Raw genomic sequence first — 17,929 nt, forward strand, 5'->3', positions numbered from 1 at the left:
TCGAATGTGACTGCGTGTAAAAGAAGTATGGCTCGACCCCTGCGAACAAGAATCGAGCCAAACGGGTCAGTGGAGAAGGTTGTTTCCGGGCAAATCGTTACTTCAACGACTTGATGCGAATGTCTTTGAATTCGGCCCACATCGGTTTACCGGCGTGCAATTGGACGCCGAACAGTCCTTTGCTGAATGCCTTTTCAGGATGGTTGTCGGTGAAGTCCAACAGGAGTTTGCCGTTGAGGTAATGTTGGATGTGATTGCCTTTGGCGCGAATGATCACGTCGTTCCATCCGTCGATCTTCATCAGTTCTTTGAACGCGGCTTGGTCCATCAAGTCGTCTCGCAGAACCTTCTTGCCATCTTCGTTCCACTCGGCAACTTCGCCAACGACACAAATGCGACCTCGAGTGCCCCGTTCGTCATAAATGAAACCAGGAACATTTGGGAAGTCTTCTTCGTTGCGTCCTTCATACTGGTAACCCTTCAAGACCCATTCGTTCTTGACGCCTTTGGTGACGTGTTCGGATCGATACATGATTCCCGAGTTGTTGATCGCATTGCAACGAAACGACAATCGGACTTCGAAATCATCGATGGGATCTTTCCAAATCAGGAAAGTGTTTCCAGCGGCCGCGTTCTCGGGAGTCGTTTCGCCGTGGATGACGCCGTCTTTGACCGACCACAATCGAGGGTCGCCACTCCAGCCTTCCAAGTCGGTGCCGTTGAACAAGGATGTCATGTCGGACGTCTCGGCGGGCGCCGTCATCACCAAGTCTTCGGCACGAGTCGCCGAGAAGGTTGACAGGGCAGCAAGCAGCGCGATCGCAAAAGCACGAACCATAGGGGAAGTCTCCGGGGAGTGGGATCAGAGGAAAGGTGGGAATTGGGGCTGGCACAAGATGCCAGGGCCCGCCGAGTATGACTGGTCAAGCTCGCCGACTCAAATGGGCCGACGGAAGAAGCTGTAAGAAAACGCTGAGAATCAGTTCCCAGTCAGCCCCAGCACTTCTTGACCCTGTCGGAAGACGACGTCGACCGGGATTCCGTTTTTGCTAAGCATGTCGAGTTCGGCTTGCAATTGTTCGCCGATGACGCCCTTGGTCTCGATCAGATTTGAAACCGCTTGGTAGTCTCCGTCGCCCTGCAGTTCCAGCAGCAGTGACGACAGATCCTGCGTCGCTTGGCGAAACTTGTCCACGTTGACGCGGTACTTCCCGTCGTCCTGCCGCGCAAACGCACCGGCGTCTCGGAAAAAGTTGAACCGAATCATGTTGGCTTTTCCATGGGCGCTGGATGCACCGAAGCGGACGCTGCGAAAAATGCCAGCCATGAAGGTGACGTAGAAGTCTTCGAGGTCTTCGCTGATCTCACCCTTCTGATGCAGTTGATTGATCATGTGCAGCCCCAGAATGTCGGCTTTGCCTTCTTCGATCGCACCGGCGTGTTCCTTCAGCGCTGTTCGTACCGGACCACGATCGTTGATCGTGTTCTTAATGCCCAACCCGTGGGCGACTTCATGGAACATCGTGTTGCTAAAGAACGCATCAAAGGTCACATGGACTCGTTGGTCATCGGCGATCAAAACATCGGCGATGGGTAATAAGATCTTGTCGAACTTGGCTCGCATCGCGTTTTTCAGTTGTAAGCGACGCGTGCCTTTTTCCAACTGCACCGTTTCGTCATTGGGCAAATTGATCGCGATCGTTTTCGATCCCGAATTGCAATCGCCGGCGTAGTAGATGACGTCGTAAGCGTTCAGTTCGGTGTCCGTCCCCGGTTCTTCCTGTTTGTATGCGTCGGCGACGGGCAGGGTTCGTTGAAGCTCGGGTAAGAATGCGGCGTACTTCGCCAATCGCTCGCTCCACTGTTTGTCTTTGATCAACACATAGGCTTCGTGAGCCGTTTTGTACCCGTACAGTTGGTCTTCATAGTTTTCGATTGGGCCAATCACGACATCGATGGTGTTGCCGTGCATTTCTAGCCACGCAACGTCGCTGGGTCGATAGTCATCGGTCAACAACGCATCGGCTCTTAGCAACAAATAGTGTCGAAGCCCCGCGTCGTCGGCCAGGGCGGCTGCGTCTTTTAACAACTTTGACGCCGCATTCATTTCGTCGGCAAACTGGTCGCGATACGGAACGGATTTCAGCGTCCCGTCTTCGTTCCGCCGTAAGAATGTGTAGAGCCCGTCTTTGCCGACCAGTTCCGACTTTTCAAATTCGTCCTTGGTCATGTCGATGGGATAGAAGTTGGCGCCCTTCGGTTTGGCCCCAACGCCGTCGACAAAGGGTTCGTTACCAGCTAACCGATCCCACGGTCCGTAATTGATGACCGCGAAACGCTTTGTGTCGGCGTCCTTGATTTCACTCAGAAGCGAGGACGGTTCGCCGTACGCTTCGTACCAAAAACAGCCGTCCATGATCTTTGCGGCCTCGATCAGCAAGCCGATCATCTTTTTCTGTTTTTCCGACAGCGATTGCACGTCCGTCGTCAATTCAACTTCAACGTATTGTTCAAGTCGTTCTTTGACGTCGACGCTGCTCTGGCCATTCGAACAAGGCGCAAGTGTGGAACTGAAAAGGAATCCGATGACGGTCAAGGCGATTGATTTTCGCATATCGTTGGTTGATTCTTCGAGAAACAGGTCGGGGGAGGGGCCGTGCGAGTCGTTTAGCAATATTTTAGCGGCTGCGTCGCATCTCGGTTGTAGCGAAACGATGCAGGTGTTCGATTCCGCCGCGTCGGCGGACCGATCCGAATCGTTCAAACGCGGCAAATGGCGAGGGTTCTCGGTTTGGTACGGAATCTGCGATGTCGAATGGTCTCGGCAAAAACTTGTGGATCTCATTTTCCGACCTCGGGGACACCTTGATGCGAAAAAGTAAACTGTTGTGCGCGGCAATGATCTGCGTTTCCGTGATGTGCCAACAAACATCCACGGCGGACGATGTTGTCACGTCGGTGGAACTGTTCGCAGCGATCGATACGCAAACGGTGGAGGCCACCTTCATTCCGGCCGACTCGACCGAGGCACGGGTGGTCTTGAAGAACTTGACCGACGCGCCGATCGCTTTGCGTTTGCCGGCGGCGGTCGCCGCGGTGCCCGTGCTGGCTCAATTCGGAAACGGGCAAGGGCAAGGCGGGCAACAGGGCGCTGGCGGTGGCCAAGGCGGGCAATCGGTGGGCGGTGGAGTGCAGGGGCAAGGCGGGGGCCCCGGTCAAGGGTTTGCTCAAGGCGCGGGACAACAGGGCGGCCAAGTCGGTGGCTTCATGCGAATCCCACCGGGCAAGACGATGCGGATGAAGTTAACGACCGTCTGTTTAGAACATGGCAAACCCGAACCGAATCCGCGGATGGCCTACCGTTTGGTCCCGCTGGAACAAGTGACCGATCAATCGGCGATCGCCGTGCTGTGCGAAAAGCTGGCTGCCGGCGACGTTTCACAACGTGTCGCCCAAGCGGTTGCGTGGCACTTGATTGACGGCATGGGTTGGCAAACACTTGCCGCTAAGAATCAGGTTGAATCAAAGTATCTGGGTGAAATCAAGTTCTTCACTGCGAAGGAACTCACCGAAGCCAAATCGCTGGCGATCAAGCTGCAAGGTCAAACACTGACGGCCACCGATTCGTATAACCAACATTCCGTTGATCGGTAAGTTCGCGGCGAAGGATCAGCATTGGAAGGCATCGATCAGCGTTTCGGTGGCGAGTCGATTCCGAAACGTCGCCGTTCGCTTTCGGTCATCCAGTGCATGCCGTCGCCGGGTGCGGCGTCGAGCGTGAACCAGTAGAAGTCGGCGGGTATGTCGAGTTCGGCAAAGCTGGACAGATACGCCTGATGCTCTTCCGCCTCGCGATTGCGGGTCGCTGATCCGTCGATATCCGCCCAGGCGTGAACGCCAATGCGAGCGTCGACGTGCGCGATCCGCTGGGTCGCGGCAAGGAAAAAATCCGTCGCTCCCGAGGCGATCAAGCCTTGCCGAGGAATGATGGCGGTGAAGCGATGCCGATGAATCAGTTCCGAAGCGATCCGGTTGGCGTGCTGGTCAATCGAACCGGGAACGTACCGCATCACGATCGTATCAACGAAGGGATGATTGACGATCAAATCCAACACACCTGCCGGCGTCGAAGGACCGATCGTCCCAACCATTGTGGCGACGTTGCCGTCGACGGTGAACGATGTTTCACAAAAATTGCCCCGCAGGTCGACTTCCAACTCATTTGCATCGACCAGCCCATCGTGGTCCGCATCGGCCATCTCGATGGATTGCCAGTCTTCGAGTGAGACTTCACTTCGACACAGTTTTCCGTCGCCGTCAGCATCGTCTCGCATCCAAATTCGCATTTCTTCGTTGATCGAATGCGTGTCACTTGCCGACCACAGTCCACCGTATCGCAGCGACAACGCGATCTCGTCGACCGAGGCCCGTTTATCGCCGTCGCGATCCACATCGATCAAGAACGCATTGTCGGCGCTGTTGATTTCCGATTTCGACAATCGACGATCTCGATTCTTGTCATGACGCCGCAACAGCGACTCGGCTTCGCGGCGTTCCATGGCGGACGATTGACGAACGTACCGAGCCAATTCGCGATGCGAGACTTGCTTGTCGCCTCCTTGCCAATGGGCGGCGTGTTCGATGGCGACGGATGCTTCGGAGGGATCGACGCGTCCGTCGCCATTCAAGTCAAGCAACCGCATCGCCGCATCGGCAATCGTTGCGGACGACACATCATCGTGTGGGTCACGACTGGGGCGTTTCCACTTTTCACCAGCCGGCACCCATCGGGTTGATATCACGCAGCTGGCTAACAAAATCGACGCCACGATGAAGTTTTTTGTCACGATCAGTTGCTTTCGTGGTGATGACAAGTGAAAGGCCCGGCACTTCCGAGGGCGGGTGAAGTGAACGCGAGCCAAAACAGAAGGCTACGCAATCAACGACTGGACTAGACCCAGTCCATGTCCAGCACCGGCCCGTAGACGAATCCGCAAATCGCTTCGTCGTTGGCAGCACCACGAGACACACGCTGTGACACACTGCGGCTGGTGCGATTGTTGATCGTCAATCGGAAGTCACCCGCATCGCCGCTGTATTCCGAGACTTCGACGGAATAGACTTCGCCGGCGACCGCTTGGAAGTCGACGCGGCTATTCAATCCGCGACCATAGTCGTCGTTCATCGCGACGACGTTTCCGCTGCTGTCGAGCACTCGCATCACTGTATCGACACCGCGCGACTGGGCCGACGCGTTGATGGTGGTGCGTCCTGAGCCGACGGCTTCGAAAGTGAGCGTCGTCGTTTGACCGGCAATCAATTGCGACTCGATTTGGCCTCGGCCTCGTTCGTCGAGATCGATGTCAACATCGCCGCCCCCGTCTGAGGTTTGCGAAACCGTTGCTTGGGCTTCAACGCGATAGTTGCCTTCTTCTCCGTCGTTGTAACCACCGGCGCTAAAGTAGTAACGACCGGCGGCCAGTCGCGTCGCCAAGGCGCTATCGAGTGATCGACCCGTATCGTCGTTCTCGCCGATCAAGTTGCCGGTCGCGTCATAGAGCCGTAGGTACGTGTCGACGTCCGAACCGTTGCTCGACAGTGCCAACGAAACTTCACTCGCTTCGGCCAAGTCGAATGAGAAAAAATCGCGATCCCCTTCGACTTCGAGTATGGCATCCAAGGACGCTCGCTCGCCACTGCCTAGATCGATTGGCGTCGCGTCCGCAAGACGGTCGCCGTGATCGTCTCGATTGGGATCCAGTGGATCCACTGGATCGATTGGATCGATTGGATCGACGGGGTCCACCGGATCGATGACCTGCAAACCGACGATGGAATCGATCCAGCTTGCGAACGCGTCGACTCGCGTATCGCCGCTTTGATCGCCGTAGCCCGCGTTGTCGTTTTCGCCGTAGGATGTGACGCCGGCCAGATAGCGAACGCCGCCGACCGTCACAAACGCGGGGCCGCCGCTGTCACCCGGCGCGGTGTTGCTTTCGCCCGGTGCGAACGTCCATTGAATCTCGGTCGCCGTCACACGGTCGATCGGCGTTTGCCCGACTCGCTTGGTGCCAAAGTCGCCGGTATGTCCGCTGGCGCCGGTTCCGCCGGCACCGAAGCCAACTAGAGTCAATTGCTGGCCCACGGTCGGCGCGGATCGCGAGATTTGTTCGGGCGTGATGCCCACCACCGGTTCGCGAAGTTGGAAGATAGCGATGTCGTTGGCCAGCGAGTTGTTGTCGTAGCCGGGATGAACAAAAACTCGCTCGGTTTGATAGGTTCGGCCGCCGACGGTGAACGTTCCCGACGTGTCGGAGATCGGTCGTCCACGATCGGTGACGCTGCAGTGTGCGGCGGTCAGCACGTGCGTCGGGCTGATCAGTGTGCCGGTGCATCCGGGGCCATTGGCTTGATCACCGACGACTCCCACCGCGGCATAGTCACTGGTTCGTGTCCCATCGACGATGCGAGCGACGCGGTCGTTCGAACCCGTTCTGGCGGCAACGTTCGTAGCGCCCGCGGTGACGGGGGCGATCTGGATGGGGCCGTAGAAATCCGTCGTGTCCACCACATCGATCGGGGCGATTGCCGACGCGATCATCAACCGCCGGTCTTCCAGCTTTTCGAGATTCCAACGACGATTCTGTTTTCCGGGGCGGTGTTTTTGCAATCGCTTCATGGCTTGCTTCTTTGTGCAAAAGAGTTTTGAAGAGCACCGAGACCAGCCTCGGTTCGCAAGGGTTACGAGACTGGGGCGGTGAACCTTGCGCGACAATTCAAGAAAATCAGAATGTTTGTTGCGGCCGCGTGATGGCTCGGTCCCACACTTTGAGTCACAATCCACCGCGGCGCGTCGAACGACACGTCCCCGCATTCGGCCAAACCAAAGATCAAGATGCCACGCGATTTCTCTGACGAAACCAGCCCGACGCTGCTGGGTCGATTGGCGGCCGGTCCGTCTGACGACGCTTGGAATGAGTTCGTCGAACAATACGCGCCGGCGGTTCACGCTTGGGCTTGGCAATCCGGGCTGCAGGAAAGCGATGCGGCGGACGTGACTCAAGAAGTGCTGATGAAGCTGCTCGAGAAAATGCAAACGTTCCGGTACGACCGTTCGGTAGGAAGCTTTCGCGGTTGGCTGAAGACCGTGACCGTCAACGCGGCCAAAGATTTGGGCCGCCGGATATCCCGTTTGCCCGACGGCCCGGCCGGACTGTCCAGCGTCGGCGATCCGAAGAGCTGGGATGATCTGAGCCGACGCATCGATGAAGAATACCAACGCCAACTCGTCCGCCAAGCCGAGCAACTCGTTCGCACCAGAGTCAACGAGCAACAGTGGATGGTTTACGAGTTGCTGGTTCAACAGGAATGTTCCGCCAGCGACGTCGCCAAACAATTGGAGATGAAGTTGGCCGACGTGTATGTCGCCAAGAGCCGTTTGCTGAAGCGTCTTCGCGATGTTGTCACGACGCTCGAATCGATCGACGCGGGAGCGATTCGATGACCGATTCGTCATGCCCTCGCGTCGAAGACTTGCAGCGGCTGCTCGACGATACGCTGCCCGAGGATCTGAGCGCCACGATTGGATCTCATATCGAAGACTGTGCGGGGTGCCAGTCGTTGCTTGATCACTTGTCGAGTGATGCGTGGGTCGAAGACGCCAGTGGTTCGTCCAGGACGCTTTCGGCAAGCGAATACACCGTTCGTCTGAATCAAGGTCAACTTCCCAAGTCGCCGACCGGCCAAAGTACGCCAAATAGAAGCACGATGAGGTTTCCGCTTCCGCCAATGACTTCGCGAGGCATCGGGCGGATCGGACGGTACGAAGTACTTCGTCAAATTGCCAGTGGCGGTAGCGGCGTGTTGTTCGAGGCTTGGGACAGCGATCTTGATCGGCCGGTCGCGTTGAAGGTGTTACGTTTTGAAAATGCCGGCGATGCGGATTCTCAACAACGACTCAAACGCGAGGCGCGTGTCGCATCCGAGTTGCGGCACGATCATATTTTGCCGGTCTACGAATTCATTTCGGCAGCGTCGGACGAGTTTCCGCCCGCGCTGGTGATGAAACTGCTTAGCGGACGAACGCTTGCGGATTTCGCCCGCGATGGTCGCAAGGTGATGCCGATCCAGGCGGCGAAGTGGATCCAGCAAGCCGCACGCGGCGTCGACGCGGCTCATCAAGCGGGGCTGGTCCATCGCGACATCAAGCCATCGAACTTGTTGATCGACGAGGGAAACACCGACCGAGTGATGGTCGCCGATTTCGGTTTGGTTAGCGAAACGGATGGCAATTCCGATCTGACACGGACGGGCGACATCGCCGGAACGCCGGCCTACATGAGCCCCGAACAAATCGAGGACGCTCGTGCGATCGACGCGCGCAGCGACATTTATTCACTCGGCTGTGTTCTGTATCAATTGTTGACCGGCCAGGCTCCGTTCGCCGGCACCGTGCGAATGGTTCTCTGGCAGATTCTGAACGATGAACCCAAGTCGCCACGATCGCTGGATGATCAAATCCCAATCGCGATCGAAAACATCTGTTTGAAGGCGATGTCCAAGGATCCGAGAAATCGTTACGACACGGCTGCGGCCATGGCGGACGACGTTCAACGTTTCGTCGACGGCAACCCGACGATCGCCAAACCCGTGGGCGTCATGACTCGGGTTCGGCGCATGCTGAAGCAACATCCCGCCGCGGCGGCGACGCTGGGAGTGACGATGATTTCGGCCGTCGTGATTGCCGCGATCGCATCGGCCGCCGCGATCAAGTTGGCGGCAGCCAATGCCGAAACGCGTTATCAAGCCGCACAATCGGCGCTCGATCGGGACATCGCGCTTCAAGCGATGGAGACGGTCGTTTTCACCGCCTACGACGAACTGGATGCCGACGAGTTCGAAACCGACGAGATTCAAATTCGTTTGCTCGAAAAAGCGGCGCACAGTTTGTCGATGATCGAAGATCGCGGCGATGCGAAACTGTTGCGTTATCGCGCCGAGACGCACGCACGATTGGGGCTGGCTTTGCAACGATCGCAGCAGTGGGACCGGGCGTTAGAACATCTTTCGTTGGCCTCGGAATCGTTGCGGCAAATCGGTTTGGCCGAACGAGAGACGAAGCCGCTTCGGTTGTTGCAACTGCGCATCGTGGCCGGCCAGGCACGTGTGCGCTACGAGATGGAACCGACGCCCGAGATGTGGCCGACGCTCGAGCAGGCTAGAACGTTGGCCGACCAAATGCTGGCCGATGATCCGACCGACATCGACGTGGCAGTGTTGGCCAGTGACATCTTCCGTGATTTTGGGCATGCGGTTTCGGATCGTGACGGCGACACCGCCGCGATCCCGCATTACGTCCGATCGCTTGAATCCCACCAACGGATCGGGGCGCTCGACACGATCAGCTACTATCAACGCGTATCGCGACTGATGATCCAGAACGACATCGCCGTCGCATACTACGACAGCGAAGCGACCGAATCGGCTCTCAAGGAATTCAGCCAACTGCAAACTTGGTCCCAACAGTGCATCGCGATCGACCGGCGGGACGAAGACCCCGCCGACTTGTTCGAGACTCAAGAGTACTTGGTCGAAGCCTATTCGGGTCGTTCGAGTTGCTTGGCAGATCAAGGGAAATTGGATGAAGGCCTCCGTATCGCCGAACAGGGTTGGCCGATTTCCGAGGCGTATCTCCAGCAGCGTCCACTTGACGTTTCAGTTAACGAAATCGTCGACTTGTTCGCAAAGAACGCTCATTCGATCGCCGTCGACGCGAACGACCCGGTTGCGAAAAAACGGTGGGCAAAGCGACTTCTCGACTTGGCCACTGCCAGCCACGAAGCCGATCCGACCCGCGCGACTGAGAAACGACTGTCACGCGCCAAACGCCGACTCGAAGCAAACCGCCGTTAGCCGGTTTGGTGCCTGCAGATTTTTCTTCGATGATTGTCGATTTTCTGCGCAAGGTCGAACGGCGTTTTGGAGTACTGGATACGAGTACTCTTTCTCGTCCAACCGCCGAAACTGACATGAATCCTCGGATCATCGCGACGCTTTTTGCCAAACCGAAGTCATCGCTGCGACAGCGGCGCGGTCTGGCGATCGAACGACTTCAGTCACGCGAACTGATGGCCGTCGATTTTGAATTCAACTATGGCGGCGAGATCGGGTCGGGGATCGGTTTCGAAGATGCCGTGCAAGGGCAATACCGCCGCGACCTGTTGCAGTCGGCCGCCAATCAATTGGGTCAGTGGTTCGATCACACAGCCACGATTCAATTGAACGTGTTGTCCGAAGAAGACCAAGCCTCCGATACGATCGCGTCCGCGCAAAGCGAGTTCAGCGATAGCAGCACCCCCGGATTCGGGCAAACCGAAGTCGTTCGCCGCAAAGTCATCGATGGCGTCGACTTGAACGGCGCTACTTCGGATGGATCGGTGACTGTCAACTGGGCGGTGACGTGGTACACCGGCGTCGATCCCGCGGGCGCGATGGCGAACGAAGAAGATTTTTTCGGCACCCTATTTCACGAGATTCTGCACACGTTCGGCTTCGCAAGTGACGTCACGCTTGCGGGCGAAGACGGATACGGCAACGCTGCGGGCAGTCCCGGCGTATGGTCCCAGTTCGATCGCTATTTGTCGGATGCTTTGAGCAGCCCCGTCATTGATTCGTCGTCCTTCGTCCTCGACGCGGCGTTGTGGGACCGTGTCAAACTTGGCGGCGCCAGCCCGGATCGGGGGCTGTTCTTCAACGGTCCCAACGCGATGGCTGTCAACGGCGGCAAGCCCGTAGGTCTGTTCTCGCCCAAAAAATTCGTCGAGGGCAGCAGTTGGAGCCACTTGGATGACGAGAACCCGGTCTACGACAACGCTTTGATGCGTTCGGCAGGCAGCCCCGATGTTGTTGCGCCCCGGTCGCTATCCGCAGTCGAAGTCGGGATCTTCCGGGACCTCGGGTTCCGGATGACGGAACCCACGCGATTGGTCGTGAACGTAGCGGACAATTCGATTTACGAGAGCCAACGGACGACCATGACCGTTGATCGTGGTCAAGCCAATCTGGCCAGCGAGGTAACGGTCGCGTTGACCTTGAACACGACCGTGCGAGCGAGCGTGCCCGTGTCGGTAACCATTGCTGCGGGTCAATCGAGCGTGGGTTTCGCACTGCAAGCGACGGAGAATTTGATCATCGACAACGATTCGACGGTCACCATCACGGCCAGCGCGGACGGCTTCACCGCGGACGCGGCGACGGTCGTCATCCGCGACAATCCTTTTCCTTTCCAGAATCCCAACGATATCTACGACGTCAACGACGATGGCGCGGTCACAGCGGCGGACGCCCTACTGGTCATCAACCAGATCAGTCGCGCGACATTACCCGCGGTACCGCCGACGCGGAATGTGGGTCGTTACTTTGATGTCACAGGCGAAGGCGAAGTGTCGGCGTTGGACGCATTGCGGGTGATCAACCGATTGGCTCGACAACCCACAACGAGTCTAAACATCGAGGGCGAAGCCGTCGGATCCAGTCGACGCAATGCTCAGGCCCCGCGGTCAGCGACTGCGGTCGACATTTGCTTTGCCCAATGGCCGATCTTGTCTCCGGCAATGAACACGATCACGCCCGCCCAAACGAATGCAAACCCGATGAACTGGGACGTGCTGATGGGTTCGCCCAAGATTATCGCACCGACGATCCACTGAAGCGTCGGACCGACGTACTGCAGGATACCAATCGTTGACAGCGGGACACGCTTGGCTGCCACGGCAAACAATGCGAGCGGCGTGATCGTGACGGCGCCGCCTAGCACCAGCAGACTCCAAGTCGCCGAAGTGTACGACGACGGATCGGATTGAGAGGTGGCAATCAAGTAGATCGACGCGATCGGAAGCAACATGCCGGTTTCTAGCGTCAAGCCTTCGAATGCACCGAGCGTCGCTTTCTTCTTCAACAGTGCGTAGCTACCGAACGACAACGCCAGCGTTAAGGCAATCCACGGCATGCCGCTGCCTGCAACCGCCATCACACCGACACCGATGGCTGCCGAAACCACGGCGATTATCTGTGAACGCTTCAGTCGCTCGCCCAAGACGGCGACGCCTAGCAGCACATTGACCAACGGGTTGATGTAGTAGCCCAGGGACGCTTGTAGGACTCGGTCAGTGCCGACAGCGTACAAGAACGCAAGCCAATTGATCGCGATCATCACCGCGGCGGCTGCGTAGATCGCGATCGTCCAACGCGGATGACGTCGCCAAACCAGATGTCGCAATCTTTGTACCGAGACCGTCAGCACGGTCAAAATTGCGAACGACCATACAACTCGGTGAGCGGTCAGCTCGACAGCGGAAACGCTTCGCAGCATCCGCCAATACAGCGGAAAGAATCCCCAACAGACGTGGGCCAAGATCGCAAAGACGACGCCAACCCGATAGGATCGAAGATCGGTCGCCGAAATGTTCGCGTCGTTCAATGCATCGTCTTTGAAAAGGAATCGCGCCGAAAGCTAGCCACAGTCTCGCCGAAGTCGCGGATCAGTTGCTGGTCTGACACGATCGATCGCGAAAGAGTTCGTTTCGACTAGGCGGACTCTGGCCCCGCAATCCCATCGATGGCGGTGCGAAAGAACGTGGCGTTGCCGAAATTCCCGGATTTTAGGGCCAAGGCGACTCGCGGCGTGCCTTGCGAGTACGTCCACGGGACGCCTGGAGCGATTTCGTCACCGATTTCGATCGCTTCGATCCCCAGTCGTTCAACCACCGCGCCGGATGTCTCACCGCCGGCCACCACCAGGCGGCGAATGCCGTGGTCGACTAGGTAGGCACCCAATTCGGCCAACATTGATTCCGCCATCGCCGCAGCGGTTTCGCGAGTCGACGATTGCTGGATCTGCGCAAGTGTTTCTTGGTCCACCGTTGTCGAAATCAAAACCGGCCGACCCGATGTCTGCGCGTCCACCCACCGTTTTGCCGCGCCAAGCACGTCTACGCCGTCACACGCCGAAACGACATCGAGCGTCAGATGCTCATGGTCGCGCGCAAAGTCTTGCACCTGAGCCTGTGTCGCGGTCGAACAGCTACCGGCCAGCACGGCAGCCGGCCCGTCGATGGTCGCATCGGCTGGCGTTCGCACGGTGCCAGCATCGACTCTTGGTGACGAGCGGCGTTTCATCAGTACGTCGGCGATGTGTCCGGCGATCGCCGATCCGCCGGTGACCAACCGATGATGGGCCACGGCGACCGCGATGGCGTGCAGATCGTCATTGTCGATCGCATCAACGATGACCATCGGCGCCGCCGCTGCAAGCGTTGCACCAAAGTCGTTGCCCGCCACCGGTCGACCGACTCGCCCCACGGCTCGTTGGGTTTGTGCCGCCAATACACGAACCAGGTTTGCATCCGTCATCGGGTTCAGCGGATGGTGTTGCATGCCGCACTCGTTCAACATCGCGTCACCGACGAACAAGTGACCTTGAAAAACCGTTCGTCGGTTCTCGGGGAAACTAGGACAAAAGATCGTTTGCTGCACATTCAAGTGATCCATCAACGCCTCGGCGACGGGGCCAATATTGCCATCGGGGGTCGAGTCGAACGTGCTGCAGTACTTGAAGAAAAATCGCTCGGTTCCGATCGATGCGAGCCAACGGGCCGCATCACACGATTGATGGCAAGCCTGATCGGCGGCGATCGAACGCGACTTCAATGCCACAACGACGGCGTCAAAGCCTGCGACCAAACTTGCATTCGCAGGGATACCGAAACACTGGACGACGCGCATCCCGCTGCGGCGCATCAATCCGGCCACATCGGTCGCACCCGTGAAGTCATCCGCGATGCAACCGATCAACGGGCCGCGTACGTCTTGGTTCATCAGTGCGTTTCCGTATTTGTGATGGTTTGAAACCCCATCGCCGAAACGGGATCGGGTTCACCGTCACCCACGATGGCGATCGCGCGGACGGGGCATCCATCGCCACCGACAATCCTAAGCGGCAGGGCGATGAATTGACATCGATCAGTGCCGATTTGGTCTAAGTGAGCGAGGCCTTCGATGATGACAATGCCGGCCTTGAAGAGAATGTGATGGATCTCGGTGACTTCGGATAGATCGTTGACGTCCGCGACCGATGGCGGCTCGACGCCGACCAGACGGACTTGGTGGTGAGCGAACCAATTCGCCAATTCCGTCGAGATGCGAGGCAATCGGTCGCGATACTCAGCCGCCCGGTAACGTCGATACCAATCCGTTCGGATCAGCAGGCGTTCGCCGGGCGCAAGATCGCGTCCGAGGGCACGATGAAATTCTTCCACAGAGATCGATTGGGACGGCTCGGCGGGCGACAGATCGACGACCGTCGCGATTCCACAGCAAGCCTCTAGATTCAATTCGTCGATCGACTGGCCATGGGGCAAGAAGTGGCAAGTCGCGTCCATGTGCGTGCCGCAATGCGAATACAGCCGCAGCATGGTGGCCCGCCAGCCGTCGCGGTCGATTGATTTATGAGGTTCGACGCTGGCATTGGGCAGGTTGCCGTCAATGGGCAGCGTTAGGTCGATGATTCGGCGCATGGTCGATTCCGCGGTTTGATTCCGTCGGTTGATTCCGCAACGGTCGTCGCACAGTGTAAAGTGAAAGGACTGCCGGTGTCACGGCGGCGCGATGTCCTTGACGGCGTCGGAAAGGATGTCACCGACCGCGAGCTTCCATGAATGAGAAAGAACGTCTGAACGAGATTCAAATGCGGGCCGATGGGCTGGCTCGTTTGATGGACGATATCATTACCATTCCGTTTCTTGGAATTCGGTTGGGCTGGGACAGCATCCTGGGGTTCATTCCTGGTATTGGTGATGCGGCGGGTTTGGTATCGCACGGTTTTTTGATCTTACAGGCACACCGGGCGGGTGCTCGCAAGCGTGTGTATTGGTGGATGTTTATCTATGCTCTGATCGACTTCGTGATCGGAGCGATTCCGGTGTTGGGCGATTTGTTCGACATCTTTTGGAAAAGCAATCGCAAGAGTGCAGATCTGCTGCGCCGCGAGATTGCACATCAGGCTTCCCAACAAGGTTGAAGTAAAAATGAGTCATCAAGAGTTGACGGACGCGCTTGCGAGCGTCCACCGCGAACTAGCCAATGCCGACCAACTTGATCCCGGCGACGTCGAGCGATTGCAAGCGACGATGAAAGAAATCGAAGTCGCGATACAGCAGCGAGCGAAGACCGATACATCGCTTAGCGAGAACGTTACCGATGCGGCGACTTCGTTCGAAGAATCGCACCCAAGATTGACGATGGAGCTGGGTCGCATCGCCGACATGTTGCAACAGATGGGTTTCTAGTCGTTCGCAGCCACTTTTGCGACGGCATCGGCGATCCGCGGCGAGACGGTTCGGTCCAGCGGATCGGGCAGGATCTTGTCAGCCGTGGGTTGCTCGACGCAGGCAGCGAGGGCACGCGCGGCGGCGACTTTCATCTCTTCGGTGATCGAATGCGCCGCCGAATCGAGGGCACCGCGGAAGATTCCAGGGAAAACCAGCACGTTGTTGACTTGGTTCGGAAAGTCGCTGCGACCGGTGCCCACAATCGCGGCGCCACCCGCGTGGGCTTCCTCGGGCATGATTTCGGGAATCGGGTTGGCCATCGCCAGCACAATCGCGTTGTCGTTCATTGTGCGGATATCAGCCGCGGTTAGCAGATTGCCTTTGCTGACGCCGATGAAAACGTCTGCGCCCACAAGTGCTTCCTTCAAACCGCCCGCGACCGATTGCCGATTGGTGTACGCCAACAGTTCTTGTTTGTAACCGGCCAGATCATCGCGGTCCCGATGAATCGCGCCGCGTGAATCGCAAACGATCACGTCTTTGACGGGAACACAAACGTTGGGGTCGTGCCCGACACAACGCAGCAGCTTTGCGATCGCCGTGCCCGCCGCGCCGGCGCCGTTGATGACGATTTTCAGATCGATCAAGCTGCGGCCTAGTACCTTGGCCGAATTGATCAGTGCAGCCAACAACACGATCGCGGTTCCGTGCTGGTCGTCGTGAAAGACGGGAATGTCCAGACACTGCAACCGTTGTTCCACCTCGAAGCACCGTGGCGCCGAAATATCTTCCAGATTGATGCCACCGAAAACCGGCGCGATGCGTTTGACGGTTTCGACAATGTCGTCGACGTTTTGGGTATCCAAACAGATCGGCCACGCGTCAATTCCGGCAAACTCTTTGAACAGGATCGCCTTGCCCTCCATGACCGGGATTGCAGCATACGGGCCAATGTTGCCCAAGCCTAAAACCGCAGACCCGTCGCTAACCACGGCGACCGTGTTGCGTTTGATCGTCAGGTCCCGCGCTCGCATCGGATCGGCCGCGATCACTTCACAAGGCCGCGCGACGCCGGGAGTGTAGGCGACCGAAAGATCATCGCGGGTCAGAATGGGCATCCGCGACTGGATTCCCATCTTGCCACGCAGTTGTTCGTGAATGATCAAACTGCGTTCAAAAAAATCAGACATCGCGAGCACCTTGGGCGTGGATAGTCATCCACCAGTTGCGGCCCCTGGCGGCGTTTTGCAAAACGAGCCGTTCACCGCGCGTGCCCGCCGAAACATCCGACTTAAACGGGAACCTTGCAGGGCACCAAAGACGGGCGAACTGAAAATTGCCAAGCAGCAAACAGGATGGTCGTGAAGATCAAGTCACCAGCAACCGTATAACCGAAAAACGGAATCGCGGCCGCGTAACAAGCCAGCAACCCGATGGCGGTCATCGAATACCAGCCCGCGAGCCAAACGCCCAAGTTGCTGATCAAGAAAAACAGAGTCGATGCGGCCAGCGAACCACCCGCGGTTCGAACCGTTTTACCTATCCCGCCGGACGACTGATGGCGTGCAAGCCAGCGTCCCACCGGCACGGCTAACGTGGCGCCTGCGTAAACGCTGGCCATCGCGATTGGCGAATAGAACCCCATGCCGGGAATCCCAAGCAAATGCCCGACAATGTCGCTCACCAGCAAAACTGCTGCGGGCACCAAATAGGCGCGACGTCCCGCCAAATAGCATCCGGCGAACAATCCGAGTGCACCGACACAGGCGACGTTGGGCGGATGAGGCAAAAAACGGCTAGCGGCCACAATCAGGGTTAACGCGTAGAACATCATGGCGGGCGAGGGCTCTTTCGAGAATAAAGGGTTTCACCGATGACTGTATCCGACCGGTCAAACCCGCGGAAGACCTTCCCCTTGCCTATCTTACGGGAAGTCACTCTACGGCAGGACAATCATCCCGGTCGCCACCGCGGCCGATTCGGCGATGATCGCTCGTCGATCCCACGGCGGACGCTGGAACGTCCGCGGGGCACAGGATCCGGGGCGGTAGTAGCCCAGCGTGTATTCACAGTCGCAGGGGTGACTGATCGCCATCAAGTAGGGCAGCATCGGCACCGTGGCGAAGAATCGGACGCCACTTGCCAGGGGTTGAGCGATCCCGAACCGCTCGTGCCCGTGCCGTTCAAGCATCCGGTCTTCGAAGTATCGCGGGTTCGAGTAGGTGTTCGGTGCGGCCCAGTCGGCCATCGACCAAGACCAATTACCAGCCCGGTCGGCTCCCGATTCGGGTAACGCTTGCAGGGGACGTTCTTCGCCCTCGCGGAATCCGTCCGGTGTCTTTCCATTTCCGATGCCCTCGAATGCCGTCGAGCGACCTTGGATCGGTGGAATGATGAAGCGGCCATCGACGAACTTCGGCTGCGAATCCTTTTCGGCGGTCATGCCGACCTCATCGTCAATGTCTGCTTGATCAGCCGCCATGACCGTGCCCGAAACGACAACGCAGATCAAAAGCGATGTCATCCAGACCAGCGGCGTTATGACCGCGAACGGGGAATTCAATGGGCAGACCGCGAGAGTATTCGTTTTCATCGTTCAGATT

The 17,929-nt window shown here is 57.8% G+C and carries 15 protein-coding genes and 1 pseudogene; 6 read left to right on the forward strand and 10 right to left on the reverse strand.

Features of this window, described 5'->3' with window-relative positions:
• Positions 1 to 97: 97 nt before the first annotated feature.
• Entirely contained in the window at positions 98 to 838 is a 741-nt protein-coding gene (locus Poly51_RS13855; RefSeq protein ID WP_146458350.1) for a 3-keto-disaccharide hydrolase, read from the reverse strand.
• Positions 839 to 979: 141 nt separating this feature from the next.
• Positions 980 to 2,845 carry a dipeptidyl-peptidase 3 family protein gene (locus Poly51_RS13860; protein ID WP_222435857.1) on the reverse strand — a complete coding sequence of 622 codons (1,866 nt, stop codon included), beginning with the start codon at positions 2,843 to 2,845 and terminating at the stop codon, positions 980 to 982.
• 23 nt (positions 2,846 to 2,868) lie between these two features.
• Here Poly51_RS13860 and Poly51_RS13865 point away from each other — a divergent pair, with 23 nt between their 5' ends.
• Entirely contained in the window at positions 2,869 to 3,654 is a 786-nt protein-coding gene (locus Poly51_RS13865; protein WP_246114487.1) for a hypothetical protein, read from the forward strand.
• A gap of 35 nt (positions 3,655 to 3,689) precedes the next feature.
• Here Poly51_RS13865 and Poly51_RS13870 read toward each other — a convergent pair whose 3' ends face one another.
• A complete protein-coding gene (locus Poly51_RS13870; protein WP_146458351.1) occupies positions 3,690 to 4,847 on the reverse strand; it encodes a hypothetical protein in 1,158 nt (385 codons plus the stop codon).
• A 104-nt stretch (positions 4,848 to 4,951) separates the two neighbouring features.
• Positions 4,952 to 6,679 (reverse strand): DVUA0089 family protein, encoded by a 1,728-nt coding sequence (locus Poly51_RS13875; RefSeq protein ID WP_186775540.1) that lies wholly within the window; start codon positions 6,677 to 6,679, stop codon positions 4,952 to 4,954.
• Between the two features lie 216 nt (positions 6,680 to 6,895).
• Between Poly51_RS13875 and Poly51_RS13880 the strand changes: the two genes are divergently transcribed.
• The 3 genes and pseudogenes from Poly51_RS13880 to Poly51_RS31310 all read left to right on the forward strand — a co-directional run.
• Positions 6,896 to 7,504 carry an RNA polymerase sigma factor gene (locus Poly51_RS13880; RefSeq protein WP_146458353.1) on the forward strand — a complete coding sequence of 203 codons (609 nt, stop codon included), beginning with the start codon at positions 6,896 to 6,898 and terminating at the stop codon, positions 7,502 to 7,504.
• Positions 7,501 to 9,912, forward strand: coding sequence for a serine/threonine-protein kinase (locus tag Poly51_RS13885; RefSeq protein ID WP_186775541.1), 2,412 nt, complete (start codon positions 7,501 to 7,503; stop codon positions 9,910 to 9,912). Before Poly51_RS13880 ends, Poly51_RS13885 begins: the two co-directional genes overlap by 4 nt.
• Positions 9,913 to 11,033: 1,121 nt before the next feature.
• A pseudogene (locus Poly51_RS31310) lies at positions 11,034 to 11,468 on the forward strand (dockerin type I domain-containing protein); the annotation flags it as partial.
• 77 nt (positions 11,469 to 11,545) lie between these two features.
• On the opposite strand, the gene rarD reads toward Poly51_RS31310, so the two are convergent.
• The 3 genes from rarD to Poly51_RS13905 form a co-directional block, all read right to left on the reverse strand.
• Entirely contained in the window at positions 11,546 to 12,478 is a 933-nt protein-coding gene (gene rarD, locus Poly51_RS13895; protein WP_246114488.1) for an EamA family transporter RarD, read from the reverse strand.
• Between the two features lie 107 nt (positions 12,479 to 12,585).
• Positions 12,586 to 13,875: a 3-oxo-tetronate kinase gene (gene otnK / locus Poly51_RS13900; RefSeq protein ID WP_146458356.1), complete on the reverse strand. Its 1,290-nt coding sequence runs from the start codon at positions 13,873 to 13,875 to the stop codon at positions 12,586 to 12,588.
• Positions 13,875 to 14,573, reverse strand: coding sequence for a cyclase family protein (locus Poly51_RS13905; protein WP_146458357.1), 699 nt, complete (start codon positions 14,571 to 14,573; stop codon positions 13,875 to 13,877). The genes otnK and Poly51_RS13905 overlap by 1 nt, the downstream gene beginning before the upstream one ends.
• Before the next feature lie 137 nt (positions 14,574 to 14,710).
• On the opposite strand from Poly51_RS13905, the gene Poly51_RS13910 reads away from it, so the two are divergent.
• Positions 14,711 to 15,076: a DUF4112 domain-containing protein gene (locus Poly51_RS13910; protein WP_146458358.1), complete on the forward strand. Its 366-nt coding sequence runs from the start codon at positions 14,711 to 14,713 to the stop codon at positions 15,074 to 15,076.
• A gap of 7 nt (positions 15,077 to 15,083) precedes the next feature.
• On the forward strand, positions 15,084 to 15,344 hold the full coding sequence (locus Poly51_RS13915) for a DUF4404 family protein (RefSeq protein ID WP_146458359.1): 261 nt from the start codon (positions 15,084 to 15,086) through the stop codon (positions 15,342 to 15,344).
• Here Poly51_RS13915 and Poly51_RS13920 read toward each other — a convergent pair.
• The 3 genes from Poly51_RS13920 to Poly51_RS13930 form a co-directional block, all read right to left on the reverse strand.
• Positions 15,341 to 16,516: an NAD(P)-dependent malic enzyme gene (locus tag Poly51_RS13920; protein ID WP_146458360.1), complete on the reverse strand. Its 1,176-nt coding sequence runs from the start codon at positions 16,514 to 16,516 to the stop codon at positions 15,341 to 15,343. The two genes, Poly51_RS13915 and Poly51_RS13920, sit on opposite strands and share 4 nt — an antisense overlap.
• A 101-nt stretch (positions 16,517 to 16,617) precedes the next feature.
• Entirely contained in the window at positions 16,618 to 17,160 is a 543-nt protein-coding gene (locus Poly51_RS13925) for a DUF6580 family putative transport protein (protein WP_146458361.1), read from the reverse strand.
• A 105-nt stretch (positions 17,161 to 17,265) separates the two neighbouring features.
• Positions 17,266 to 17,919 (reverse strand): hypothetical protein, encoded by a 654-nt coding sequence (locus Poly51_RS13930; protein ID WP_146458362.1) that lies wholly within the window; start codon positions 17,917 to 17,919, stop codon positions 17,266 to 17,268.
• Positions 17,920 to 17,929: the final 10 nt, after the last annotated feature.

Origin of the sequence: Rubripirellula tenax (assembly GCF_007860125.1) — a bacterium.
Taxonomy (GTDB): domain Bacteria; phylum Planctomycetota; class Planctomycetia; order Pirellulales; family Pirellulaceae; genus Rubripirellula; species Rubripirellula tenax.